Source organism: Geobacillus zalihae (genome assembly GCF_030414215.1).
In the GTDB taxonomy this organism is placed as follows: Bacteria; Bacillota; Bacilli; order Bacillales; family Anoxybacillaceae; genus Geobacillus; species Geobacillus zalihae.
Map to the genome: position 1 here is coordinate 2,726,217 of NZ_CP129217.1, position 23,179 is coordinate 2,749,395.

At 54.2% G+C, this 23,179-nt stretch carries 25 protein-coding genes, 1 pseudogene, 1 riboswitch and 2 other annotated features (1 of these 29 running past the window's edge); of the genes and pseudogenes, 4 read left to right on the top strand and 22 right to left on the bottom strand.

Features of this window, described 5'->3' with window-relative positions; all coding sequences use genetic code 11:
• Window positions 1-22: 22 nt before the first annotated feature.
• Window positions 23-571 carry a TetR/AcrR family transcriptional regulator gene (locus QWV57_RS13780; RefSeq protein WP_129447166.1) on the top strand — a complete coding sequence of 183 codons (549 nt, stop codon included), beginning with the start codon at window positions 23-25 and terminating at the stop codon, window positions 569-571.
• 188 nt (window positions 572-759) lie between these two features.
• Here the strand turns inward: QWV57_RS13780 and QWV57_RS13785 are convergent, their stop codons facing one another.
• The 8 genes and pseudogenes from QWV57_RS13785 to QWV57_RS13820 form a co-directional block, all read right to left on the bottom strand.
• Window positions 760-1,131: a DUF2255 family protein gene (locus tag QWV57_RS13785; RefSeq protein ID WP_081132335.1), complete on the bottom strand. Its 372-nt coding sequence runs from the start codon at window positions 1,129-1,131 to the stop codon at window positions 760-762.
• A gap of 10 nt (window positions 1,132-1,141) precedes the next feature.
• Window positions 1,142-1,555 carry a (R)-mandelonitrile lyase gene (locus QWV57_RS13790; RefSeq protein ID WP_122983933.1) on the bottom strand — a complete coding sequence of 138 codons (414 nt, stop codon included), beginning with the start codon at window positions 1,553-1,555 and terminating at the stop codon, window positions 1,142-1,144.
• A gap of 445 nt (window positions 1,556-2,000) precedes the next feature.
• A pseudogene (locus QWV57_RS13795) lies at window positions 2,001-2,318 on the bottom strand (zinc ribbon domain-containing protein); the annotation flags it as partial.
• A 61-nt stretch (window positions 2,319-2,379) separates the two neighbouring features.
• Window positions 2,380-3,045: a type 1 glutamine amidotransferase domain-containing protein gene (locus tag QWV57_RS13800; protein WP_129447165.1), complete on the bottom strand. Its 666-nt coding sequence runs from the start codon at window positions 3,043-3,045 to the stop codon at window positions 2,380-2,382.
• Window positions 3,046-3,176: 131 nt separating this feature from the next.
• Window positions 3,177-3,803 (bottom strand): hypothetical protein, encoded by a 627-nt coding sequence (locus tag QWV57_RS13805; protein ID WP_081132329.1) that lies wholly within the window; start codon window positions 3,801-3,803, stop codon window positions 3,177-3,179.
• Between the two features lie 33 nt (window positions 3,804-3,836).
• Window positions 3,837-4,370 (bottom strand): matrixin family metalloprotease, encoded by a 534-nt coding sequence (locus QWV57_RS13810; RefSeq protein WP_081132328.1) that lies wholly within the window; start codon window positions 4,368-4,370, stop codon window positions 3,837-3,839.
• Window positions 4,371-4,721: 351 nt separating this feature from the next.
• Window positions 4,722-7,886: an MMPL family transporter gene (locus QWV57_RS13815; protein ID WP_301099962.1), complete on the bottom strand. Its 3,165-nt coding sequence runs from the start codon at window positions 7,884-7,886 to the stop codon at window positions 4,722-4,724.
• Window positions 7,883-8,335: a MarR family winged helix-turn-helix transcriptional regulator gene (locus QWV57_RS13820; protein ID WP_119877889.1), complete on the bottom strand. Its 453-nt coding sequence runs from the start codon at window positions 8,333-8,335 to the stop codon at window positions 7,883-7,885. Before QWV57_RS13820 ends, QWV57_RS13815 begins: the two co-directional genes overlap by 4 nt.
• 278 nt (window positions 8,336-8,613) lie before the next feature.
• Between QWV57_RS13820 and QWV57_RS13825 the strand changes: the two genes are divergently transcribed.
• On the top strand, window positions 8,614-9,894 hold the full coding sequence (locus QWV57_RS13825) for an alkaline phosphatase (RefSeq protein ID WP_063193118.1): 1,281 nt from the start codon (window positions 8,614-8,616) through the stop codon (window positions 9,892-9,894).
• Between the two features lie 445 nt (window positions 9,895-10,339).
• Here QWV57_RS13825 and crcB read toward each other — a convergent pair whose 3' ends face one another.
• The 3 genes from crcB to modA form a co-directional block, all read right to left on the bottom strand.
• On the bottom strand, window positions 10,340-10,690 hold the full coding sequence (gene crcB / locus QWV57_RS13830; RefSeq protein ID WP_063193859.1) for a fluoride efflux transporter CrcB: 351 nt from the start codon (window positions 10,688-10,690) through the stop codon (window positions 10,340-10,342).
• Window positions 10,690-11,079, bottom strand: a complete 390-nt coding sequence (locus tag QWV57_RS13835) for a fluoride efflux transporter FluC (RefSeq protein WP_063193119.1) — start codon at window positions 11,077-11,079, stop codon at window positions 10,690-10,692. The genes crcB and QWV57_RS13835 overlap by 1 nt, the downstream gene beginning before the upstream one ends.
• A gap of 45 nt (window positions 11,080-11,124) precedes the next feature.
• A riboswitch (Fluoride riboswitch) is annotated at window positions 11,125-11,187 on the bottom strand.
• Between the two features lie 48 nt (window positions 11,188-11,235).
• The gene (gene modA, locus QWV57_RS13840; RefSeq protein ID WP_301099963.1) at window positions 11,236-12,027 is read right to left on the bottom strand and encodes a molybdate ABC transporter substrate-binding protein; all 792 of its coding nucleotides are present in this window, start codon (window positions 12,025-12,027) and stop codon (window positions 11,236-11,238) included.
• A gap of 135 nt (window positions 12,028-12,162) precedes the next feature.
• Here modA and QWV57_RS13845 point away from each other — a divergent pair, with 135 nt between their 5' ends.
• On the top strand, window positions 12,163-13,086 hold the full coding sequence (locus QWV57_RS13845; RefSeq protein WP_301102107.1) for a substrate-binding domain-containing protein: 924 nt from the start codon (window positions 12,163-12,165) through the stop codon (window positions 13,084-13,086).
• 111 nt (window positions 13,087-13,197) lie between these two features.
• Here the strand turns inward: QWV57_RS13845 and pheT are convergent, their stop codons facing one another.
• The 5 genes from pheT to QWV57_RS13870 form a co-directional block, all read right to left on the bottom strand.
• Window positions 13,198-15,612 (bottom strand): phenylalanine--tRNA ligase subunit beta, encoded by a 2,415-nt coding sequence (gene pheT, locus QWV57_RS13850; RefSeq protein ID WP_020756294.1) that lies wholly within the window; start codon window positions 15,610-15,612, stop codon window positions 13,198-13,200.
• Window positions 15,613-15,633: 21 nt separating this feature from the next.
• Window positions 15,634-16,668, bottom strand: coding sequence for a phenylalanine--tRNA ligase subunit alpha (pheS, locus tag QWV57_RS13855; RefSeq protein WP_015375576.1), 1,035 nt, complete (start codon window positions 16,666-16,668; stop codon window positions 15,634-15,636).
• A 42-nt stretch (window positions 16,669-16,710) separates the two neighbouring features.
• Window positions 16,711-16,946 (bottom strand) — a binding site (T-box leader).
• An 87-nt stretch (window positions 16,947-17,033) separates the two neighbouring features.
• Complete coding sequence (locus QWV57_RS13860; protein ID WP_015375577.1) at window positions 17,034-17,786, bottom strand: TrmH family RNA methyltransferase; 753 nt, start codon at window positions 17,784-17,786, stop codon at window positions 17,034-17,036.
• A complete protein-coding gene (gene msrA / locus QWV57_RS13865) occupies window positions 17,783-18,307 on the bottom strand; it encodes a peptide-methionine (S)-S-oxide reductase MsrA (RefSeq protein ID WP_013144533.1) in 525 nt (174 codons plus the stop codon). The genes QWV57_RS13860 and msrA overlap by 4 nt, the downstream gene beginning before the upstream one ends.
• 128 nt (window positions 18,308-18,435) lie before the next feature.
• Window positions 18,436-19,179: an HI0074 family nucleotidyltransferase substrate-binding subunit gene (locus QWV57_RS13870; protein WP_015375578.1), complete on the bottom strand. Its 744-nt coding sequence runs from the start codon at window positions 19,177-19,179 to the stop codon at window positions 18,436-18,438.
• A 127-nt stretch (window positions 19,180-19,306) separates the two neighbouring features.
• Here QWV57_RS13870 and sspI point away from each other — a divergent pair, with 127 nt between their 5' ends.
• Window positions 19,307-19,516 (top strand): small acid-soluble spore protein SspI, encoded by a 210-nt coding sequence (gene sspI / locus QWV57_RS13875; protein WP_015375579.1) that lies wholly within the window; start codon window positions 19,307-19,309, stop codon window positions 19,514-19,516.
• 28 nt (window positions 19,517-19,544) lie between these two features.
• On the opposite strand, the gene QWV57_RS13880 is transcribed toward sspI, so the two are convergent.
• From QWV57_RS13880 to infC, 6 genes are all read right to left on the bottom strand, one after another.
• Window positions 19,545-20,633 carry a M42 family metallopeptidase gene (locus QWV57_RS13880; protein WP_015375580.1) on the bottom strand — a complete coding sequence of 363 codons (1,089 nt, stop codon included), beginning with the start codon at window positions 20,631-20,633 and terminating at the stop codon, window positions 19,545-19,547.
• A gap of 92 nt (window positions 20,634-20,725) precedes the next feature.
• On the bottom strand, window positions 20,726-21,211 hold the full coding sequence (locus tag QWV57_RS13885; RefSeq protein ID WP_025039320.1) for a dUTP diphosphatase: 486 nt from the start codon (window positions 21,209-21,211) through the stop codon (window positions 20,726-20,728).
• Window positions 21,212-21,629: 418 nt separating this feature from the next.
• A complete protein-coding gene (locus QWV57_RS13890) occupies window positions 21,630-21,881 on the bottom strand; it encodes a DUF1294 domain-containing protein (RefSeq protein ID WP_041470570.1) in 252 nt (83 codons plus the stop codon).
• 108 nt (window positions 21,882-21,989) lie between these two features.
• Window positions 21,990-22,349, bottom strand: coding sequence for a 50S ribosomal protein L20 (rplT, locus tag QWV57_RS13895; RefSeq protein WP_011232190.1), 360 nt, complete (start codon window positions 22,347-22,349; stop codon window positions 21,990-21,992).
• A gap of 25 nt (window positions 22,350-22,374) precedes the next feature.
• Window positions 22,375-22,575, bottom strand: a complete 201-nt coding sequence (rpmI, locus tag QWV57_RS13900; protein WP_011232191.1) for a 50S ribosomal protein L35 — start codon at window positions 22,573-22,575, stop codon at window positions 22,375-22,377.
• Between the two features lie 13 nt (window positions 22,576-22,588).
• Window positions 22,589-23,110, bottom strand: a complete 522-nt coding sequence (gene infC, locus QWV57_RS13905; protein ID WP_074044349.1) for a translation initiation factor IF-3 — start codon at window positions 23,108-23,110, stop codon at window positions 22,589-22,591.
• Between the two features lie 56 nt (window positions 23,111-23,166).
• Window positions 23,167-23,179 (bottom strand) — a sequence feature (ribosomal protein L20 leader region) (it continues 121 nt past the right edge of the window).

Below are 23,179 nucleotides of genomic sequence, written 5' to 3' on the forward strand. Positions count from 1 at the left end.
GCCTTCAAGGGGAGAGTTCACCATGGCGAAAATCGACCGGCGCATTGTGAAAAGCCAAGAAGCGATCAAAAACGCTGTCATCGAACTGATGGCGGAAAAGCCGTTTGATGACATTACAATTCAAGAAATCGCCGACCGGGCGAATGTGAACCGGGGAACGGTTTATCTTCACTACACCGATAAATACGATTTATTGGATAAGCTGATTGAAGAACATATGGACAACTTGCGGCAGCTTTGCCGCGAGGCGGCTGACTTGACGTTTGAGGAAGGAAACTACATTTGGTACGAATATTTTGAGCGCCATCAGTTGTTTTTCTCGACGATGCTGTCTAGCAAAGGGGCGCCGTCTTTCCGCAATCGGTTTTTGCGGCTGGTGATCGAGGAATTCAAGCCGGATGTCGACACGTCAACTGGAAAAAACAAAGGGCTGAATGAGGACGTCGTCTTGCAATTTTTCGCCTCCGCCGTCGTCGGGATTGTCGAATGGTGGTTCAAGCAAGGCAGGCCGCTGCCGGCGCGCGTCATCGCCGAGCAGACCGGGCGCTTGCTGGACCGCAATTTTGATTAAAGCGTCATTCCGCCCCTAGACAGCCGTATGAAATCCCCTTTCGATGCTTAACCAAAACCGCCATCGACTGGAAGAAGGGCAACGGACGCGGCCAAGAGCTGATAGATTTGCCGCTCAACAAAAACCGCCACCGACGCCGGGCTGCAAGCTGGCAATCGGTGACGGCTTTTATATTGGGAAGGCGCTGTTCATCGCGGCATGATTTTCACCGTCGCCGCACGGGCGCGGAGGCTGATCATAGAAGACAAATACGGACTTCCTTTGTACTTTTCTCGGTAGGCGTCATCGATCCAATCATTGATCGATCCATCGACCGGTTCGAACACAACTTCCTTCGTCATGCCGGCTGCTGTGATCCGCCCCGCTCTCTGTTTGACAGCGGCCTGATACCAGCTCGATCGTTGTCCATTGTAGGCGCGCACATAAAGGGAGTCGCCAACGACCACCGACCAAATCCACGTCGGTGTTCCATACGTTTTGCCGTCTTCGCGGAACGGCGAAATGTGCAAATCATCCGTTTCTGCGATTCGACGCAGCTCTTCGCTTGACCATCCAGCCATCGTGTTCCTCCTATTCATCCCGGCGATACTGTTCATCGCTCACTTTTTCCAGCCATTCGACCGCTTTGCCGTTCGCGACTCCTGTTAAAGCGATATGGGTCATCGCTGTCGTCGGCGTCGCGCCGTGCCAATGTTTGACGCCCGGCGGGAACCAAACGACGTCCCCGGCCCGAATTTCCCGAATCGGGCCGCCCCATTCCTGCACCCATCCAACACCATATGTCACGATCAACCTTTGTCCAACCGGATGGGTGTGCCATGCCGTGCGCGCCCCCGGTTCAAACGTGACGTATGCCGCCGAGTACGGAGCGAATTCGTTTTCTTGGAAGAGTGAATCAACGCGGACGCTTCCGGTGAAATACGCTTCCTGCCCTTTCGCCGACGGCTGAGCGCCGTTGCGGACGATTTCGATTGTTTCCTCCATTGGCGTTTTCTCCTTTCCATGGCCGCTCGGGCGCCAAGGCAGAGATGGCCTCTCCGTCTTCATGTTGACGCCCGATAGTCCAATATATTCAACATTTGTCTATTATGATATCAAAGCTCGCTTTCTCTTCAATAGCTAAATCAACGCAATTTGTTGAATAATGAACAACGAGCATCCATTTGATCATCGAAAACCGCCTTGCCCATCTCCCCGTCTTCTGGACGTGCAAAAAAAAAAAAAAAAAACAAGAGGCTGTCCCAAAAAATCGCCTCTCTTTAAAAGAGATACAATATGTGTGTCCCTGCATCCCGTCGTCAACTACCCCCACTTAGCTAACGCTTGAAGTGGAGGCTTGCAACTCCCCAGAAGTGCGAGCGGACTTCGTCCTCCTTCCTTGACTTGGGGTTGCATTAGGGGCAGGTTGACAGCTGCCCAACGACGCAGGTCATGCCTGTGTCGTTCCTTCAACGATGTACTCTATTCCTTTTCGTTGAAGGTTCATAGCACCAATGCGGTCATCGTTTGAGGTATATCCGCATGTTCGACAACAAAAGGTGTGTGTACGTTTCTTTCGATTGGCTTTTTCCGTATGACCACACTTTGGACATGTCAAAGAGGTGTAATGCGGAGCAACCACAATCACTTTTGACCCATGCAAACGTGCCTTATACTCTAACAGTTGACGGAACTGATAGAACGCCCACGATACGGTTTCATATCGGTCATGGATACGTACACGTTCTGTTTTTTCACGAATGCCTGATGAAGAAAGGGTGCCCCGTTCTCTTGGGACACCCCTTTGCCGCACATTCAGCCTTTATCGCTCACGCCCGCTCTTCCAGCGCGGCGACGACTTTCTCCGCCGTGCTTCGGCTCGATTGCGGGTTTTGCCCAGTGATCAAGTTGCCGTCGCGCACGGAGAAATCGGTCCACTTCTCGCCGCGGACGAAATTCGCCCCGCGCAGGCGCAGCGTCGACTCGAGCAAAAACGGCATATGCACATCAAGCCCGACTTCACGCTCTTCTTCATCCGTAAATGACGTGACCGTTTTTCCTTTCACAATCGGCGTGCCGTCTTTGTATGTGGCGTTCACCAGCCCTGACGGACCGTGGCAGACAGCGGCGATGATGCGCCCGTCTTCGGCAAACTGCTGCAAGACGTATTGCAGCGTTTCATTGTCGGGAAAATCGAACATCGTCCCGTGTCCACCGGGAAGGAAAATGGCGTCAAACCCGTGTGCATCGTCCCTGCTCAAACGTGCTGTGTTCTTCAGCGCCGCTTCCGCTTCCGCCCAAGACGGATCTTTTTCATTGATGCTGCGCGGGTCAAGCGGCACCTCGCCGCCTTGAATGCTCGCCACTTTCACGTCATACCCTTTTTCTTTAAATACCAAATACGGTACGGCAAACTCCTCAAGCCAAAGCCCGGTTTTATGGTCGTCGGTGATCGTCGTATGGTTCGTCACCACCATGAGCACTCGTTTCGTCATGCCCGCATTCCTCCTTTAGGTTCTGGTATGTTCTCTACCACTCATCATACTTTACGTTGGGCAAAAGCGGAAAAAATATGCTTGTGAAATCGAATCGCTCTTGATAAAAATAAGTGGAGGAAACGAAAACATCATTCCTCCACTGCTGCTTTCACTCTCGCTTTGAACGCCTTTACTTCTTCAGGTTTATAAATCTCCAGCAAATCCTTTTCTTTCGTCTTTAGCACCACTTGGTTGTTCTCAAGGACAAAGAAAAACGGATCTCCAACACTGTAATAACGGCCGGTCAAATTCGATTTTTTGACAAAAAAGATATAGGTTTGTCCGGATGCCAAACCGATGTAATGCTCATCTTGAACCATGGGCCCATCTTTGTCTAACCGCATTTGCTTTTGCTCAGTGACAAGAACATGAGCATTTGCGTGTCCTTTTAAAACTTCAATCACTTTTACATCATAGTCGACTCCTTCGATATAAATATTCGGATCTTCTTGTGCTGGGTCGTTCGGATTACGCGCAAGATTTCGCGTACCAGCCACTCCTTCGACGCTTCCAATAAAGATGCAGTCAGACGCCTTGCTCAAATCCTTTATATTTGTATATTTTGGACGATCAGAATGACTGATGGTATGGATATGCCGAGTTACTTTGGCAGTCCCTATTTGTTTATGGATATTCCCTTCATCCTTTATGAAATAGACGGCTCCGCCCACAAATATAACACCAATCGTCACGGCGAACAGCACCATTTTTTTCATCCTCTTTTTCCTCCCCTTGGATAGATGAACCCATTAATATCTTGCATTTACGCCATTAATGTCATCCTGCTGTGGAGTATAGATGCGCGTCCGATCACGATTCGAATTCATGATCGCTATCGCTGTCGAATGATCCAATCCAATTCCGTGCCCTAATTCATGCCCGGCTGCACTTCGAGCCACGTTGCTTTTTCCGATATTAATATTCCCTGCGTTAACCATAGCTGTAAAATGGAGTATCTCACTGCTTGAATACGTGATGTTGCAAACACCATATTCGGAAGAATCGGAAACATAGTAGGAGTTGAGCGTGTTGGAAGAACGGCTGCTGTAGGAAAACCAAACAGGGGTTGGCGTTTCATTCCAATCGGAGAGGGCATTTTCAAAAGCCGTCCGAATCACCGTGCCGGACGTTTGAAGATTGCTTCCCCATTTATACGTGAGGCCGCTTACTCCATCCTTCCAATAGTAAGGTTCTAAAACATAGGCGCGCACCATTAAGGGAGCTATCAAAATAGCTAACGTTACCGAGAATGGGACGGCGATTTTCCTCAACTTCATTTTCATCACTCCAACATTCAATATTTTGTAACTATGTTAACAAAAAATAAATAATATTCAATATATTCAAACAAAAACTCTTTTCTCCATGCGCCATACGATCCACATTCACGGGGAAAGAATCAAGGAAAACAACTATACAGAGCACGTGGAATATACGTTTCTGTTGAATCAAACAGAGCGCCTTGCTTTCTTTTTATGCGTGCGTAAAGGACTAAGAAAAAGGAGCTGACCCAAGAGGGTAATGCCCCTTAAACCAAACACAACATATTGCTTTTTATCGACCATTTTGCTGCTTCATACAGGAACAAGAAAGGGTGTCCCGGTCTCTTAGGACACCCTTGTTGACTCGCCTTCCTAACTGATTTTTTGTTGTTCCAGACCATCCACTTCGCTCACTGGCTGCCGAAACGGCCACCAGTTCGCGCGGCCGAACGTGCGGACCATGACCGGCACGAAAAGCGGCAGAACGACGAGGGCGTAAAGGAGAAGCCCTGTCAGCACAATCGTCGCGATTTGCAAGAGCGACAAGACGCCGGACGGATACATCGCGGCGAACGTCCCACCTAAAATGACGGCGGCCGAGATGATGACCGTCCCCATATGGCCCATCGCCGACAGCATCGCTTCCTTCACCGGCCGGCCGCGGTATTCGTTGAACCGATCCATGAGGAAGATGCTGTAGTCGATGCCAAGCGCCAACAGCAACACAAAGGCGAAGAACGACACCGCCCAGTTCAAGCCGGCATAGCCGAGGCCGTTGACGAAAATGAGTTCGGTGACGGCCATCGATGTGTAATACGTCAGGACGAGCGACAAGATCAAATAGAGCGGCATGATAAGCGAACGAAGGAGCGCTGCGAGCACGATGGCGATGCCGATCAACATCAGCACGGCCGTCCGTTTATAGTCGGCGTTTGAGATCGCCTGCAAATCGGCGTACGTGCTTGTGACGCCGCCGACAGCGATCGTCGCGTCTTCCCACTTCGTCCCTTTCACCGCCCGCTCAGCGGCGGCGTGAATGTCATCCACACGGCTGAGCGCCGATGTCGAATACGGATTTTCTTTTAAAATGACATCAAACGTCACGATGCGCCGGTCTTTCGACATATACGCGTCTTTCGCCTGCGCAAAGTCTTTGCTTTCGCGCGCTTCCTTCGGCATGTGCCAGCCAGCCATGTCTTTCTCCGGCGCCGATGACAAATCGGCTAAATACGTTTCCGCCGTTCCGAGGCCGTCCGCCACTTTATGCAGACCGGACGCGCTTTGGTCCAAGCCGTTTACAAGCTGGTCGAGCTGGCCGCCAAGGGCGGAGAAATGCTCAAGCAATTGGCGCTGGCCGCCGTTCACTTGCTCAAGCCCTCGGGAGAATTGCGGCAATTGGTCGACCGCCTGTTTCTGGCCGTCGGCCGCTTTCGTCAACCCGGCTTCGAGCTCCGAAAGCCCGGCGATGATCCGGTCCAAGCCGCCGTTGACCGCCGCTTGGCCGGCCGCAAGCTGGGCGAACGAGTCGTTCGCTTTCGCCAAGCCGGCGCGCGCCTGCTCAAGCGCCCCGTTCAACTGTACGAGGCCGTCCGCCATTTCGTTCGTCTTTTCGGACAAGGCGGCGACCGTCATTTTCGCTCGTTGATATTGGGCGTCTTGCGCGAGCTCCGGGTGCGCCTGTTCGACTTGCGCAAGCATCGCCTGCACGGCGGCGAGCTGATTGGCGACGGCCTTTAATCCCGCTTCGATTTGCCGGTACTGGCCGCTTAATGCCGACAGCCCTTGTTCCGTCTGCTTGTAGCCGTCAAGCAGCTGCGTGGCGCCTTCCTGCAACTTTTTCGCATTGTCGCGAAGCGTCACTAAGCCGTTTTGCAGCTCGCCGGCGCCCACCGCTCCACGACGCACGCCTTGTTCGATTTGACTAAGGCCGTTTTGCAGCTGGCGCAGACCGTCTTCAAGCCGCTCCGTTCCAGAGACGAGCTGGCCGATGCCGGATGACGCCTGCTTGAGCTGCGGCGCGGACGAGGACAATTTTTCGCTTGCCGTCTCAAGTCCGGCGCCGATTTTCTCAATCCCCTCTTTGCCGGCGCCGAGGCCGTCTTTGAGCTGTTTCGCTTGTTCGGTGACATACAGCTCCTGAATCGGCTCTCCGGTCGGACGCGTCGCCGAGCGGACGCTCGCCACGCCATCAACTTTTTCGATCTCACGGCTCATTTTCTCAATTAACGCCAGTCCTTCTTCCGAATCGAGCGGCTCTTTGCTTTTCAATACCACCTGCGTCGGCATGGCATCTCCCGGATTGAAATGATCGGCAATGATGTCAAACGCTTTGACCGAACGATAATGATCGCCGATCTCCTCCATGGAATCAAACGACAGTTTGCCATCATACGTCGCCAACACCGGCACGGTCACGACGGCGACAATCGCCAGCGCCAAAAGCGGACGGGCGAACGCAAATCGGCCAGCCGCAAGCCAAAGCCGGCTTTGCCCGTGCTCAAGCTTCCCGCGCACCGGCCAAAACAGCTTCTCGCCAAGCACTGCCATGAAAAACGGCACGAGCGTCATCAAGGCGGCAAGCAAGACCGCCACCCCGACGGCGACAGCCGCCGCCGATTGATACAGCTTAAACGTCGACAAGCCGATCGCCGCAAAGCCGATCATGACGGCCAAGCCGCTTGCCGCCACCGTTTTCCCCGCCGTCCGGTACGTGGCGGCGATCGCCTCCGCCCGGTCGCCGCGCTTCGCCAGTTCTTCTTTAAACCGACTCAGCAGCAAAATGCAATAGTCGGTCCCAATGCCGAACAACACGGCGACTAAAAACGTCTGCGTAAACGTCGACAACGGAAAGTTGACCTGATCGACCAAAAACGCCACGACTGACTGCGAAACGACGTACGTCGCCCCGACCACAAGCAGCGGAATGAGCGGCGCTACCGGCGAACGGAACACGGCGAGCAAGACGATTAAAATAAAAACGACGGTGATCCCTTCCGTTTTTTTCACGCCTGCCTGTGAGCTTGCCACCACATCTTCATCGATCATCCAGCCGCCGGTGAAATAATGCTCGACTTTGACGCCGCTGACGGCTTTATATAAAGCATCCGTCAGCTGTTTCGCCGTCCGGCCGGCCGGGTCGATGGTGATGGAAATGAGCATCGTCGTCCCGTCTTTGGAGATGAGTTCTTTTTCGAGCTTCGGGTTGGCAAACGGCGAGACGATGTTCGTGACATGAAGCTCCTCTTTTTTCTTTTCGAGCGCGTTTACCGCCCGTTCAATCTCTTTTTTGTCATCCGCCGTCAACCCGCCTTTTTGGTAAAAGACAAGCACCGCGGAGCGTTCGTTTTGTTTGTTTTCCTGGCTGTTCGCCTCTTTGATCAGCTTGGCCGCCAATGACGACGAGTAGCCGTCAGGCACGCTCAACTGCCCTTTCTCGCGGACAAGATCGCCCATGTTCGGCGCCGTCGCCATGAGCACGGCCGCAATGGCGATCCATGCCGCAAGTACGAGCCATTTTCCTTTGATGATCGCTTTCATGTCGCCTCTTCCACCTCCTGCAGCACGTGGGCCAGCCGCTCATACGTGCGGATGAACGCTTCAATTTCTTCTTCCGGAAAGCGGGCGATTACTTCTTCGACGAGCCGATAGACGCTCCGGTCCATCTCCTTCACCCATGCTTCCCCGTGCTCTGTCAGCGATAAGACGATGACGCGCCGGTCGTTCTCGTCACGGTCGCGGCGCAGCCAGCCTTTGTCGACAAGGCGGTTCGTCATCGCCGTCACCGCGCTTTTGTTCACCCCGAACATCGCCGCGAGCTCCGTTGACGTGCACGTCCCCCGCCGGCGGATGTAGCGAAGCAAATAATATTGGTCATGCGTCATCTCTTCGCAAAGGCTGTCTTTGACAAGCGCCGCGCCGCGTTTCATCACGAGAAACGACACGGACAAATAGCGGTCGATCCATTCGTCGATGTTTCGTTCCGGCATTGATTCACCTCCGATGGTTCAATCATTGAACAATCAACCAAATTCAACAGTAGATGGAGAGCTGTCATCCATTTTGTTCAACTGTTGAACTATTAGTAACGATACCAAGGAAAAAAGAGAAAGTCAACAAGGAATGTTGCCAAAGGAGAAACCATTCTATCGTCCAATCTGAATAGAGAGGAAATTTTTTCAAATCCATTACATTGCATTCACGAACGCTTAACATCTGGCTTGTACAATAAAAATGACAAAATCATCTGAAAAGGGAGAGGAGAACGATGTTCCAATCGAAACGCCGCACGGCTTTGCTCATTGCCGGGCTGAGCGCCGGACTGGCGCTTTATCATGCCGGTCAAACTGCATGGGCCGCCCCAGCGAAACAATCGAAGCCGCTTGAAGTGAAAAATGTCATTCTTTTTGTCGGCGACGGCATGGGCACAGCGCATCGCAACGCCATTCGCCTTGCCACAAAAGGGATCGCTGGAGAATTGGAGATGGACGATATGCCATACAGCGGGCTTGTCCATACGAACTCCGCCGACTCGAAGTCATTCATCACCGACTCCGCTGCGGCGGCGACCGCGATCGCCTCAGGCGTGAAAACGTACAACGGCGCCATCTCTGTTGATCTGCAAGGAAAACCGGTGGAAACGATTTTGGAACAAGCAAAAAAAGCCGGCAAGGCAACAGGGCTTGTCACGACCGCCCAAGTGACGGACGCCACGCCGGCTGCGTTTGCCGCCCACACCGCCAATCGCTCTGCCCAAAGCGACATCGCCAAGCAATACATCGAACAAACGAAAGTGGACGTCATTTTAGGCGGCGGGGAAGATTACTGGTATCCTAATGGAAATCCTGGCTATTACCCCGACCATCCAGCCGAAGATCCGGAAGAAGCAAGCAAAGGCACGCAAGGAAACTTGGTTGAACGCGCCAAGCAGCTCGGCTACACGTACGTCCGCACCGCCGATGAGCTGAAACAAGCGTCCGGCCGCAAGCTGCTTGGACTGTTTGCCAACGAAGAAATGTTCCAGCAGCGACCCGAAGGAGAAGGAGATGTGTACAATCCTGTCGTGTCGCTGCCCGATATGACAAAAAAAGCGCTTGACGTGCTGTCGCAAAACAAAAAAGGCTTTTTCCTCGTTGTCGAAGAAGAAGCCATTGATGAAATGAGCCATGAAAACAACGGATCGCTCATGATCAAAGCGGGCCAGCAGCTTGACGAAGCGGTCGCCGCAGCGAAACAGTACGCCAAGCGCCATCGGGATACGCTCGTCCTCGTGCTCGCCGACCATGAATGCGGCGGCTTGACGATCGAAACGCCGGGCGGCACGGATGAGTCGGGAGACGGCAAAACGATCTCCGGCGAAGACGGCCCGTTTCCAATCGCCCGCTCTACGCAAACGTTCGCCCTCGACTGGACGACAACGGGCCACACCGCCGCCGATGTGCCGCTGACGGCCATGGGCCCGGGAGCGGAGCGATTCACCGGCATTTATGAAAATACGCGCATTCATGATATTCTTGAAGAATTATTGTTTGGAAAAAGCAAAAGATAACGCATCCGTGCTTCGGTCGTTGTCCTTCATCGATCTCCGTTTCCCCGCGAACGAATCGTTTGCGGGGAAGATTTTTCTATCCATTCATCCATACTGATTGCCTAGAAGGCCGGTGAAAAACGGCTGCCACGAGCAAATCAGCGGCATTTCACCAAAAAAAGAAGGCTGATTTCGCAAGGCTTCTCTAATTGAGAAAAAGATGGAATAGCGGTATTTTGTACTAAATCATCGGCCCTCTAGAAGGGCGGTGAAAAAACAATCATTCCTGCAAATCGGTCATTTTTGATCAAAGAGAAAAACAGATTTTACAAGGCTTATCAAATTGAAAAACACTGTTGTTGATTCACATTTTTCATTCAATCACCAGCCCTCTAAAAGCAAGCCTAGAACGTTCTTTTTCACAATCAACTAATTAAGAAACAATGCTTGTTTTTTGGCGCTGCGGTCACCGCCCCACGTGATAGCCAAGCCACGCGAGCCACACTCCACACAAATACGTAGCCGCCAAATAAACGACAACCTTCGCCCATTGGCGTTGCTGCATCATTTGCACGCTTTCCCATTTTAAGGTCGAAAACGTGGTGAACGCGCCCATAAAGCCCGTGCCGACAAGCAGTTTTTCAGTATCGGCGGCGCCGCTTCCGGCGAGCCAGCCAAGCAAAAAGGACCCAAGCAAGTTGACAATGAGCGTCCCTATGGGAAAACGCGGCGAACGCGGAGCCGCCCAGCGGCTGACGGCATAACGGCATATGGCGCCGAAAAAACCGCCCATCATCACCAATAGTGGTGCGGTCATCATGCTATTTCCTCCTTTCGCTTTGGATGGGCGGCAGCATATCCCGCCCATGCGGCGGCTAGGCCGCCGAACAGGCTGGCAGCGATATACACGGCCGCCATGCCAAAGCGCCCTTGTTCCATCCATTCCACACATTCGACACTGAGCGTCGAAAACGTCGTATACGAACCGATGAACCCGGTCGTCGCCGCCGTTTTCAGCCACGGCGGCCAGGACGGGCGGCGGGTGAACACCACCGTAATCCAGCTGAGCAAAAACGAGCCGGTCCAGTTCGCCAAAAGCGTTCCGAGTGGAACCCCTCCCAACCAGGCAGCGGGCACGACAAGACCAACGACATAGCGGACAAGCGCACCGATCATGCCGGCTGCGCCGACAGCGAGATAGACCAATGACCATCCCTCCTTCGTAAAATAAACAGACTCCTGCCGCTTTCATTTGCAGCAGGAGTCATCAGCCGGAAGCCGGCGGTTATGGCGAACTCCATCGCCTATTCGATTGGCATCGTCTTTATGTTACCATATATCCCCTCCCAATGGGAAGCAGATTCAACGGCTTGGTCGGAACCCGTGTTGTTCGAATAGTTGGAGCACCTGTTCGCTCGTCAAATAATCATACAACTCCCGCGCCTCCTTGAGATGTTTGCTCGTCTTGACGACACCAAGCGGATAGACGATCGGGTCGTGCATGCCGCTTGGCACGGCGGCGGCGATCTTGACTTTGTCCGACACGAGCGCGTCCGTCCGGTACACAAACCCGGCGTCGACGTTGCCGGTTTCCACATACGCCAGCACTTGGCGAACGTCTTTCGCGTAAACGAGCTTCGCTTTCACCTGCTCCCACAGCCCCGCCTTTTCGAGCGTTTGTTTGGCGTACATGCCGGCCGGCACCGACTCGGGGATGCCGATCGCCACTCGTTTGGCGAGGGTGATGTCATCGAGCGACTGAATCGCCCCTTCTCCTTGTTTCGGAACGATGAGCACCAGCTCGTTGGCGAGCACGGTTTTTTCGTGTTTGGAATCGATCAGCCCTTCCTTTTTCAGTTCCTCAAATGGCTCGGCAGCCGCGGAGAAAAAGAGATCGACCGGCGCCCCTTCGGAAATTTGCTTTTGCAACGCGCCCGACGCACCGAAATTATATTGGATGCGGATGTTCGGATGCTTTCGTTCAAACGCCGTTTTCGCTTCTTCCAGCGCTTCTTGCAGGCTGGCGGCGGCGGAGATGGTGAGCTCCACTTTGTCCGCCGATTTCGTTTGCCCAGCCCCCTCTTTCGAACCGCTGTCGCAGCCATACAAGCCGAACAACAAGACCACCGCGACAAGCCATGCCATTTTTCGCATCTACATCCCCCTTATCTCCATTCAGATTTTTATATGTAATGATATCTAATTATAAATAATGATAACTAGTTAGAAAAGAAAAATTTTTTCACATCGCTCTCTTTGCGCTACAATGAAAGAAAGGAGGATGGCATGATGACGGAGCCGCGGTCATACACGATTGAAGAAATCGCTTCCTTATTAAAAGTGTCCAAACTGACGGTGTACGATTTAGTGAAAAAAGGGAAGCTGCCCGCCTTTCGCGTTGGGCGGCAAATGCGGATCACCGCGGATGATCTCAAGCGGTACATCGCCGGGCAAAAAGGGGAGGCAAGCACCGTTTTTTCCGCCGTTTCACGGCCGACCGAAACCGCTTTTCGCCCCATCATCATCAGCGGTCAAGATATGGCGCTCGATTTGCTTGGCGCCCATCTCGAGAAAGGCGGCCCTTATCAATCGCTTCGCACCTATACGAGCAGCCTCAACGGGTTGATTGCGCTGTACAAAGGGCAATGTGACATCGTCAGCGTGCATTTGTTTGACGGGCAAACGGGTGAGTACAACCGTCCGTATGTGGAAAAGCTGTTGACAGGCCATGCGTACATCATGGTGAACTTGATGCGCAGGCCAATCGGGTTTTACGTGCAAAAAGGCAATCCGCGCGGCATTCAAACGTGGCACGACTTAGGAAGGAGCGACGTCGTGATCGTCAATCGGGAGAAAGGGGCCGGGGCGCGCGTCCTGTTAGATGAACAGCTGCGCCTGCATGGATTGTCGCCGTCCGCCATTCGCGGCTATGAACGCGAGGAAACAAGCCATTTGAGCGTCGCCTCCGCGGTGGCGTCAGGTCTCGCCGATGTCGGCATCGGCACGGAAAAGGTGGCGCGAATGGCCGGCGTCGAGTTCATTCCGCTAATGAACGAACAGTATGATGTCGTCATGCTGCGGACGCCGGAGAATGAATCGCTCATCGCTTCCGTGCTCGACGTGCTCCGCTCCGATTCGTTCCGCGCCGAACTCGAAGCGCTCGGCGGGTACGATGTGTCGCAAACCGGGCGCATTATGGCTGAACGCGGCTGACAGGGCATCCGCCTTTGTTGGCATCCTTCGTTTTCTGAATCCGTTTGGAAACGAGCTCTCATCAAAAAAAGCTGTTCCAAAAGCGAATCGCTTTCGGAACAGCTTTTCGTTTTACCCGCGCAGCACGGCGCCAAATTGTTTCTCGACTGCGGCGAGCACCTGCTCGTGGACGGCGGCGACTTCTTCATCCGTGAGCGTCCGCTCCGGATCGTAGTAGCGGAGCGAGAAGGCGAGCGATTTTTTCCCGGCCGGCAGGCGGTCGCCTTTGTAGACGTCAAAGAGGGAGACGTCTTTGACGAGCGGTTTCCCGGCTTCGGCAATCGCCTGCTTCAAGGCGCCGGCTTCGACCATTTCGTCAACGACCAAGGCGATGTCGCGCACGACCGACGGGAAGCGCGGAATCGGCTCGTAGCGGATCGCTTCGCTTTCGGCGTTCAACAGATCGGTCAAGGCGAGCTCGAACACGTACGTTTCTTTTAAATCGTACTCTTTTTGCACGGCCGGATGGAGCTGGCCGACAAAGCCGATCACCTTGCCGTCAAGCGCAATCTCCGCCGTCCGTCCCGGATGCAAATCGGCGCGCTTGGCCGGTTTGTATTCGATGCGGGCGGCAAGTCCAAGCAAGTCAAACAGGCCATCCAAAATCCCTTTGGCAACGTAAAAATCAACGGCCTTTTTCTCGCCTTGCCACAAATGGGCGTGCCATAAGCCGGTGAGAACGCCGGCGAGGCGCTCTTTTTCCGCTGGTTGGACGCCTTCTCCTTTGGACAAGTAGACAGAGCCGATTTCGTACAAGGCGACGTTCTCGACTTGGCGGGCGCGGTTGTAGCTCGCCGCTTCAAGCAGATGCGGAATTAAGCTTTGCCGCAAAACGCTCCGCTCTTCGCTCATCGGCAGCGCCAAGCGGACCAATTCGGCCGTCTCAAGCGCAAAGCGCGCCGCTTTGTCCGGGCTCGTGAGCGAATACGTGATGGCTTGGAACAAGCCCGCCCCTTCCAAATAGCGGCGGACGCGGCGGCGCTTCGCCTGATGCGGCGTGAGTCCGCCCGGCTTCGCCTCCGCCACCGGCAGCGTCGCCGGCAGACGGTCGTAGCCATACAGGCGCGCCACTTCCTCGATGATGTCTTCTTCAATCGCAATGTCGCGCCGACGCGACGGGACATCGATCGTAAACGTTCCGTTGTCTTCTGTGAACGGAAATTGCAAATTCGAAAGAATCACGGCCACTTCCTCTTTCGACATCGCCGTGCCGAGGACACCGTTGATGCGTTCGAGCGTGACCGTCACCGCCACCGGCTCCTCACGCCACACGCTCGCTTCCACGACGCCGCCGACGACCTCGCCGCCGGCGTATTCGGCCATCAGGGCGGCGGCGCGCTCGAGCGCTTCTTTCGTCCGCGCCGGATCGATGCCTTTTTCAAACCGAGTGCTCGCTTCGCTGCGCAGCCCGTGGTCTTTTACCGCCTGGCGGATGACCGGGCTTGTAAAGTACGCCGCTTCAATAAACACGGTTTTCGTGTCATCGTGCACTTCCGAATTCGCCCCGCCCATCACCCCGGCTAAGGCGACCGGCTCGCGGCCGTTCGTGATGACAAGGTGGTCTTCGGTCAGCTTCCGTTCGACATCATCGAGCGTGACAATCGTTTCGCCTGCCTTTGCGCGGCGGACGACAATTTCCTGCGAACCGAGGCGGTCGTAGTCAAACGCATGAAGCGGTTGGCCGTACTCAAGCAAAATGTAGTTCGTAATGTCGACGACGTTGTTGTGCGGGCGAATGCCGGCTGCCATCAAGCGCGCTTGCATCCAAAGCGGCGACGGGCCGATCCGGACGTTTTTCACGATCCGCCCGGCGTACAGCGGGTTGTCTTCCGGCGCCTCGACGCGGACGGAAATGTATTCATGGACATGTTCGCTGTTTTCCTTGACCGCCGCTTTCGGCAGCTTTACTTCACGTCCGAGAATGGCCGCGACTTCATAGGCGACGCCGATCATGCTTAAACAGTCGGCGCGGTTGGGCGTCAAAGACAGTTCGAGCACTTCATCGTGCAAGCCGAGCCATTCCAGTGCATCGGCGCCGACCGGCGCATCGCTTGGAAAGACGAAAATGCCGTCTGCATACTCTTTCGGCACGACTTTCGTTTCGACGCCGAGCTCTTGGAGCGAACAAATCATTCCGTTCGATTCTTCCCCGCGCAGCTTCGCCCGTTTGATTTTGAAATTGCCCGGCAGCACCGCCCCGACTTTGGCGACGGCGACTTTTTGCCCTTTGGCGACGTTCGGGGCGCCGCAAATGATTTGCACCGGCTCGCCTTCGCCAAGGTCAACGAGGCATTTCCGCAGTTTATCCGCGTTCGGGTGCGGCTCGCACTCGAGCACATGGCCGATGACGACGCCGTTCATCCCGCGGTCGAGCGCCTCAACCCGCTCGACTTCAATGCCGCTTTTCGTGATGCGATCAGCGAGTTCCGCGGCGGTGACCCCCGTCAAATCGACGTACTCGCTCAGCCAACGGTAAGACACGAGCATGGAAAACCCCTCCTTTTTCTGTTACACACGCAAAAATTGCCGCAAGAAACGTAGATCGTTTTGATAGAAATGACGGATGTCGTCAATGCCGTACTTCAGCATCGCGATCCGCTCCGGCCCCATGCCGAACGCAAAGCCGGTGTACGTTTTCGAATCAAAGCCGGCCATCTCAAGCACGTTCGGATGCACCATGCCGGCGCCTAAAATTTCGATCCAGCCGGTGCCTTTGCAGACGCCGCAGCCCCGCCCTTCGCATCGGAAGCAGGACACATCGACTTCGACCGACGGCTCGGTGAACGGGAAAAAGCTCGGCCGGAAGCGGATGTCGCGCCCTTCCCCGAACAGCTTGCGGGCAAATTCGCGCAGCGTCCCTTTCAAATCGCTCATCCGGATGTTCCGATCCACAACCAATCCTTCAATTTGCGTAAACTGGTGCGAATGCGTCGCATCGTCCGTATCGCGGCGGTACACTTTGCCCGGACAAATAATTTTCACCGGGCCGCGCCCGCGGTGTTTTTCCATCGTCCGCGCCTGCATCGGCGATGTGTGGGTGCGAAGCAAAATCTCCTCCGTGATGTAAAACGAATCTTGCATATCGCGGGCCGGGTGGCCTTTCGGCAAATTGAGCGCCTCAAAGTTGTAATAGTCGGTCTCGACTTCCGGCCCTTCGGCGACCGTATAGCCCATGCCGATAAACAAATCTTCAATTTCTTCAATGACGCGCGTCAGCGGATGGGGATTGCCAAGACTCACAGGTCGTCCCGGCAGCGTCACATCGATCGCTTCGGCGGCCAGCTTCCGCTCGACTTCCTCCTGTTCCAGTTTCGCTTGTTTCGCCTCGAGCGCCTGCTGAATCGCCGCTCTCACTTCATTGGCCAGCGCGCCGAGTTTCGGGCGCTCTTCCGGCGGCAATGCCCCCATGCCGCGCAGCACTTCGGTGATCGGCCCTTTTTTGCCCAAGTAAGCGACGCGCACGTCATTCAGTGCTTTGACGTCTTTCGCCTCATCGATTCGGCGAAGCGCTTCTTGCTTCAGCTCGTACAGCCGTTCTTTCACTTGAGTCCCTCCTCTATCCAAAATAAAAAACCCGCCCCCCCGGTAAGGGACGAGTTGTTGCTCGCGGTACCACCCTTGTTAACAGCACAAATGTGCTGTTCGCTTCATTGCGATAACGGCCGAAAGCCGGAACACCTTTACATCCCCTTTTGGGATGGTCCCGGTGTCAACTCGGGAGGTGAACTTCACTTGCGTCAGCCATAAAAACGCTCCCAGTCTCCGGCGTTTTCTCCCTGGATGGCGAGCAGCAAGCTACTTTTCTCCGTCATCGTTGTTGTCCGTATGGGAAATTGTCGCTATTCATTATACGCAAATGAGTGGGCAAAGGCAAGGTCAGGCCGAAATTTCTTTGCGCAGCTCATCGTTTACCGCACCGCCTGCAAGGAATAAAGCAAAATTCCGGCCGCGACGGCGACATTCAGCGACTCGGCTTGGCCGTAAATCGGGATGTAGATGGTTTCCGTCGTCATCTCGAGCCATTCGCGCCGGACGCCGCTTCCTTCATTGCCGACGAGCAAGGCGAAGGAAGACGAAGGCGGAACGGTGCGGTAATCGACGGCATTCTCCAAGGCCGTTCCGTACACCGGAATGCCCTGCTCCTTGAAACGCGCGATCCATTGCACCAAATCGCCTTTGACAACCGGAAGATGAAACAGCGACCCTTGCGTCGCCCGCACGACTTTCGGATTGTACACATCGGCGCACCCTTCGCCAAGGATGACAGCATCGATCCCGGCGGCATCGGCGGTGCGAATCATCGTCCCGAGATTGCCCGGGTCTTGCACGGCGTCAATGAGCAAGGCGGTCTTCACACCTTCAAGCTCGGCTGGCAACTTTCGGCACACCGCGGCGATGCCTTGCGGCGTCTCCGTGCTGCTGATCGCCTTCATCACCGCTTCGGTCACGATCACAACCGGGACGCTGACGTCCCAGCCGGGCGGGATGGCTGTCCGCTCGTCCACCATCAGCTCAACAAGCGGCGCGTTGCTTTTTACAGCCTCTTCGACAAGATGAAACCCTTCAAGCAAAAACAATCCGGTCTCATCGCGCCCTTTTTTGGTCAGCAGCTTTTTCCATTGTTTGACGCGCGCATTTTTCGGCGATTCGATCCGCTTCACCGTTTCGTCCCCCAATGTTTGGCGATAAACTCGTCGCGCCCGGACGCGGCGCGGTCTTGTTTGTAATGCTCCGGATTTTTCTTATGGTAGTTTTGATGATACTCTTCCGCCGGGTAAAACGTCGTCGCCGGCAAAATTTTCGTTACAATCGGCTTCGAGAAGCGCCCGCTTTCCTCGAGCGCCCGCTTTGACTGCTCGGCGAGCTGGCGCTGTTTTTCGTTATGGTAAAAAATCGCCGTCCGGTATTGCGGCCCGCGGTCGTGAAACTGGCCGCCGTCATCGGTCGGGTCGATTTGACACCAATACAGCTCCAACAGCCGCTCATACGGAAAGACGTCCGGGTCAAACGTGATTTGCACCGCTTCGTAATGGCCGGTCGTGCCGGTTTTCACTTGCTCGTATGTTGGGTTTTCGACATGCCCGCCCGTATAGCCGGAGACGATGCCGTAAATGCCGTCAAGCTCCTCAAACGGCGTCACCATGCACCAAAAGCAGCCGCCGGCGAATGTCGCTTTTTCCATTGTGTCGTCACCTCATTCGTCAAGTTTCTTCATTTGATTATAACAAAATGTGTGCCGTTGTCATCTTTCACGACCAAAGCCAAGTTCCTTCACAAAGCCAGGCTCGTTCCGTTCCGCACGCCGGCCGCTCATGTCACTGAGTCAAGCTGTCGTTTCATTTCGTCAAGCAAACGGTCAAACAGCGGGATATAGTGTGTACGGATGCGTTCGTAAATGTCCATCGCCGTTTCTTCGTCATACGTATGGGACGTCCGGTTGCGGTCTTCGAGCATGCGAAGCCATGTCTCTCCGTCTTGAATCAACCCTTCCCGAAACGCCTCGCGAATCGTTTTCCTCGGACTCGTCACTTCAGCGTATCCCTGATGCTCCAAATAAAGTTTCATCCATTTCCATGCTAGTTCGTACGTGAATTCAAAGCGTTGAATGGTCGCATCAACAACAAGGTCATCCGTTTGAGCGTCTCTTGCGGCACTTTGCCGGAGTTTGGAGAGCGCCCGTTCGAAATCGTAAAATCGATCCATCAGCCGGCTCATGGTGACCATCACCTTCCCGTGCTCGTTCGTTTGAAAAATCGTCTTTCCTTCTTGGTCAATATTCATTTTTAGCTGTTCGTTGTGAATTTGATTGTAATCAACAACATCGATCGGATAAATGATCGGAAGTTCATCCAAGTCCGATTGCAGGAGGTACAGCGGGCCTCCCGGTTTTCGAAATTGGATCGCCAAATCGATATCCGATCCTTCCTTGTAATCGCCTCGTGCTCTTGAGCCGAACAAAATGACTTTTTCAATGACATCAGCATAACGGGAAAATAGATGGAGCAGTTGGCGAAATACCGTTCGTTCCAATCCATAGAGCGGTTTCTCGTCCATCGTCGCCATCACTCATTTCGGTCTAGTTTTTCCTCTATTATACCATATACGAGAGCCGCTCCATGTATAAATCCGCCGCCATTGGCAAACGATAACGGTGTACAATACGGCCAATGAGGTGAGACAAATGGATTTGAACTTGCGGAAAGCCATTATGCACAACGTCGCCAACAACTCGAAAGAACAGCTCGAGAATACAATCGAGGACGCGATCCAGCGTGGCGAGGAAAAATATTTGCCCGGCCTCGGCGTCCTCTTTGAAGCCATTTGGACGCACGCCAATGAACAGCAAAAAGACATGATGCTCACCACGCTCGAGCAGGCGGTTAAACAATGACGAACACCGGCCGAATTGGCCGGTGTTTTTATTCGTCAAACGTCAGTTGTTTCACTTTGTCGGCGTCAAGCCGTTTGATCACTTCGACAAGCAGCTTGACCGTGTTCTCGTAGTCGTCGCGATGCAAAATGGCGGCGTGCGAGTGGATGTAGCGCGTCGGGATGGCGATCGTGAGCGACGGAACGCCGCTGCCCGTTAAATGAATCGCTCCCGCATCCGTACCGCCGCCCGGCATGGCATCAAAATGGTACGGAATGTTCAGCTCTTCCGCCACTTCGATGACGAATTCGCGCAAGCCGCGGTGCGACACCATCGTCGCGTCGTACAGGACGATGTGCGGGCCGGCGCCGAGTTTGCCCATCGCTTCTTTTTCCGACACGCCCGGTGTATCGCCGGCAATGCCGACATCCACCGCAAAGGCGATATCCGGCTGAATGAATTGGGCGGCCGTGCGCGCGCCGCGCAAGCCGACTTCTTCCTGCACCGTGCCGACGCCGTATACCGTGTTTGGATGGTCGACGCCTTTCAGCTGCTTGAGCACATCGATGGCGACCGCACAGCCGATCCGGTTGTCCCATGCTTTCGCGAGCAGCATTTTTTCATTGTTCAATACCGTAAATTCAAAATACGGCACGATCATATCGCCCGGGCGGACGCCCCACTCCATCGCTTCCTCGCGGCTTGTCGCGCCGATGTCGATGAACATATCTTTGATTTCCACCGGTTTTTTGCGCGCCTCCGGCGGCAGAATGTGCGGCGGCTTCGAACCGATGACGCCGGTGATGTCGCCTTTTTTCGTCACGATCGTCACGCGCTGGGCGAGCATTACTTGGCTCCACCATCCGCCAAGCGTTTGGAAGCGGATGAATCCTTTGTCGTCGATTTGCGTCACCATAAAGCCGACTTCATCCAAATGGCCGGCGATCATCACTTTCGGCCCGCCCGATTTCCCTTCTTTTTTGGCGATCAAGCTGCCGAGGCCATCCGTTGTCACTTCATCCGCATACGGAGCTATGTATGTCTTCATCACATCGCGCGCTTCCCGCTCATTGCCCGGGACGCCTTTCGCATCGGTCAGCGCTTTCAGCATCGTCAACGTTTCGTCCAACTTCGCCATCTTGGCACCCCTTTCCGGTTTTGTCCACTTTTTTATTATACTTGAAAAGGCTGACGATTGGCAAAATGAATCATTCGCCACCCGAAAAAAGATCAGTAGCGCTCGTTTTGCCGCTTGTGGTTCACTTCATTTTTCCGCCGATACGCCGCCTCGATGTCGTCGGAAGAAAAACCGAGCGCCACGCCAAGCCGCCAATACTCCGCAAACAGCGCATCATATTCCCCTCGCGCTCTCGTCTCCCCGAACCGCTCGGCGGCGCGAAAGATGGCCAAAAACTGCTCAACAAGCGGCCGCTCGACAGCCGGAAGCTCCCGGCTTTCATAAAACAGCCCGCAATCCAGCCCGAGCGACAGCAAAAAATGCAAACCGTCGACATATTCCTCCAGCACCCGTTCCGCCGGCGCCGACGGTTTCACGCTCCAAAATTTAAAACAGCGCGTCTCATTGGCCAGCTCCCCAAGTTCGACGAGAAACGCAAGCATTTTCCGATTGAACAAGTCCTCATGCATAAGGCCGTGCTCTGTTTCAATCCGCTCATCCAACATGCGCTGCATATCGTAAAGCAAAGGCCAATTCATCCTATTTCGCGCAGGAGACTCCCACTTCAACGACCAAAGGGAGTAAGTGGGAGAGGAATGCGCGTTCCCCCTTTCTTTTGTGTATGATATAATAAAGGCGTGGAGAAAACCGTTCAATAAAGGCACTCCAATAACTGCTACTCGATGTATGGAGTTGGTTACAGGAAACGTTGTAACCGTAAAACATCGAGCGTAGGTCCGTCTGTTGTGTGTGGAAGCCAAGTACTGCCAACAGACACACCGAGAGAATCGGTAACGATGCAGGCATGACCTGCGTCGTTGGGTAGTCGTCAACCTGCCCCCTGATGCAACCCCAAGTCAAGGAAGGAGGACGAAGTCCGTTTGCACTTCTGGGGAGTTGCAAGCCCCCACTTCAAGCGTTAGCTAAGTGGGAGTAGTTGACTCTCTCCTCCCCTTTCTACCTCATCCATCGCCAATAGAGAAACAGCTCCACCGCTGCCAACAGCGGCAAGCCATAGCCAAAAGCCCGATGGCGCGTTTTATGGCGAAACGTGTACATTCCAGCTGCCGCACCGATGGCCCCGCCCGCAAACGCCAGCAGCCAAAGCGTCCGCTCGGCGATGCGAAAGCGGCGGCGTTTCGCTTTTTGTTTGTCGAGCCCCATCATAAAAAAGGCAAGAAGATTGATCGCTATTCCGTATTGTACCATATCCATCCCTTTCCTTGACAGAAAAACAGCAGCGCTGATCGGCTTTCAAGCCCCCCATTTCGTTGCCGAAAAAAAAACGGCCACCCTTTGTTAGGATGGCCGTCATGGTTACTTATTCAAGTTCGCTTTCGCCAAATCGGCGAGTTGAGCAAATGCCGCTTGGTCGTTCACCGCCAAGTCGGCGAGCATTTTCCGGTTCACTTCCACGCCGGCCAGCTTCAAGCCGTGCATCAAACGGCTGTAGGACAAGCCATTTTGGCGAGCCGCTGCGTTGATGCGGACAATCCACAGTTTGCGGAAGTCGCGCTTCCGTTGACGGCGGTCGCGATACGCATACATGAGCGATTTCATCACTTGTTGGTTCGCGACTCTATATAATGCGTGTTTCGCGCCGAAATAGCCTTTTGCGAGTTTTAACACTTTTTTGCGACGTCTGCGCGTCACTGGTCCACCTTTTACGCGTGGCATAATCGTTCCCTCCTATAGTCGGTCGTTATTTCAAGTTGTCAAGCATTTGGCGGATGCGTTTGAAATCGCCAGGCGAGACAAGCGTCGCTTTGCGGAGATGACGCTTTTGTTTTTTCGTTTTATTGGCAAACAAGTGGCTCGTGTACGCGTGGCCGCGTTTTAATTTGCCGCTGGCCGTTTTTTTGAACCGTTTCGCCGAGCCGCGGTGAGTTTTCATTTTTGGCATCGCAGGTTCCTCCTTACTTGTTGTCGTTTTTCGGTGCGAGCACTAAAAACATGTTGCGCCCGTCCATTTTCGGCGCCGTTTCGACAACGGCAATGTCGGCGCACGCTTCCGAGAAGCGGTCAAGGACGCGCTGCCCAATTTCTTTATGGGTGATCGCCCGACCTTTAAAGCGGATCGTCGCCTTCACTTTATCGCCTTTTTCCAAAAACTTGCGCGCATTGCGCAGCTTCGTGTTGAAGTCATGCTCCTCGATCGTCGGGCTGAGGCGCACCTCTTTGACGTTGATCACTTTTTGTTTTTTGCGCGCTTCTTTCTCTTTCTTCTGCTGCTCGAAGCGGAATTTGCCGTAGTCCATGATGCGGCAAACGGGCGGTTTGGCGTTCGGCGCGACAAGCACAAGATCCAAGTTGCGTCTTGCCGCAATCTCAAGCGCCTCCTGCTTCGACTTGATGCCAAGCTGTTCGCCGTTTTGGTCGATCAAGCGCACTTCACGGGCACGAATTTGTTCGTTGATAATAAAATCTTTGCTAATAATGAGCCACCTCCAAGGTTTTTTCCGACTGGCTTGTTTGCCAGCAGAGCCCCACTTCCAGCCAAAAAAAAG

Coding starts and splice junctions, on each gene's coding strand:
- QWV57_RS13780 (WP_129447166.1), top strand. CDS start 23: ATGGCGAAAATCGACCGGCGCATTGTGAAAAGCCAAGAAGCGATCAAA.
- QWV57_RS13785 (WP_081132335.1), bottom strand. CDS start 1,131: ATGGCTGGATGGTCAAGCGAAGAGCTGCGTCGAATCGCAGAAACGGAT.
- QWV57_RS13790 (WP_122983933.1), bottom strand. CDS start 1,555: ATGGAGGAAACAATCGAAATCGTCCGCAACGGCGCTCAGCCGTCGGCG.
- QWV57_RS13800 (WP_129447165.1), bottom strand. CDS start 3,045: ATGACGAAACGAGTGCTCATGGTGGTGACGAACCATACGACGATCACC.
- QWV57_RS13805 (WP_081132329.1), bottom strand. CDS start 3,803: ATGAAAAAAATGGTGCTGTTCGCCGTGACGATTGGTGTTATATTTGTG.
- QWV57_RS13810 (WP_081132328.1), bottom strand. CDS start 4,370: ATGAAAATGAAGTTGAGGAAAATCGCCGTCCCATTCTCGGTAACGTTA.
- QWV57_RS13815 (WP_301099962.1), bottom strand. CDS start 7,886: ATGAAAGCGATCATCAAAGGAAAATGGCTCGTACTTGCGGCATGGATC.
- QWV57_RS13820 (WP_119877889.1), bottom strand. CDS start 8,335: ATGCCGGAACGAAACATCGACGAATGGATCGACCGCTATTTGTCCGTG.
- QWV57_RS13825 (WP_063193118.1), top strand. CDS start 8,614: ATGTTCCAATCGAAACGCCGCACGGCTTTGCTCATTGCCGGGCTGAGC.
- crcB (WP_063193859.1), bottom strand. CDS start 10,690: ATGACCGCACCACTATTGGTGATGATGGGCGGTTTTTTCGGCGCCATA.
- modA (WP_301099963.1), bottom strand. CDS start 12,027: ATGCGAAAAATGGCATGGCTTGTCGCGGTGGTCTTGTTGTTCGGCTTG.
- QWV57_RS13845 (WP_301102107.1), top strand. CDS start 12,163: ATGACGGAGCCGCGGTCATACACGATTGAAGAAATCGCTTCCTTATTA.
- pheT (WP_020756294.1), bottom strand. CDS start 15,612: ATGCTCGTGTCTTACCGTTGGCTGAGCGAGTACGTCGATTTGACGGGG.
- msrA (WP_013144533.1), bottom strand. CDS start 18,307: ATGGAAAAAGCGACATTCGCCGGCGGCTGCTTTTGGTGCATGGTGACG.
- QWV57_RS13870 (WP_015375578.1), bottom strand. CDS start 19,179: ATGGACGAGAAACCGCTCTATGGATTGGAACGAACGGTATTTCGCCAA.
- sspI (WP_015375579.1), top strand. CDS start 19,307: ATGGATTTGAACTTGCGGAAAGCCATTATGCACAACGTCGCCAACAAC.
- QWV57_RS13880 (WP_015375580.1), bottom strand. CDS start 20,633: ATGGCGAAGTTGGACGAAACGTTGACGATGCTGAAAGCGCTGACCGAT.
- QWV57_RS13885 (WP_025039320.1), bottom strand. CDS start 21,211: ATGAATTGGCCTTTGCTTTACGATATGCAGCGCATGTTGGATGAGCGG.
- QWV57_RS13890 (WP_041470570.1), bottom strand. CDS start 21,881: ATGGTACAATACGGAATAGCGATCAATCTTCTTGCCTTTTTTATGATG.
- rplT (WP_011232190.1), bottom strand. CDS start 22,349: ATGCCACGCGTAAAAGGTGGACCAGTGACGCGCAGACGTCGCAAAAAA.
- rpmI (WP_011232191.1), bottom strand. CDS start 22,575: ATGCCAAAAATGAAAACTCACCGCGGCTCGGCGAAACGGTTCAAAAAA.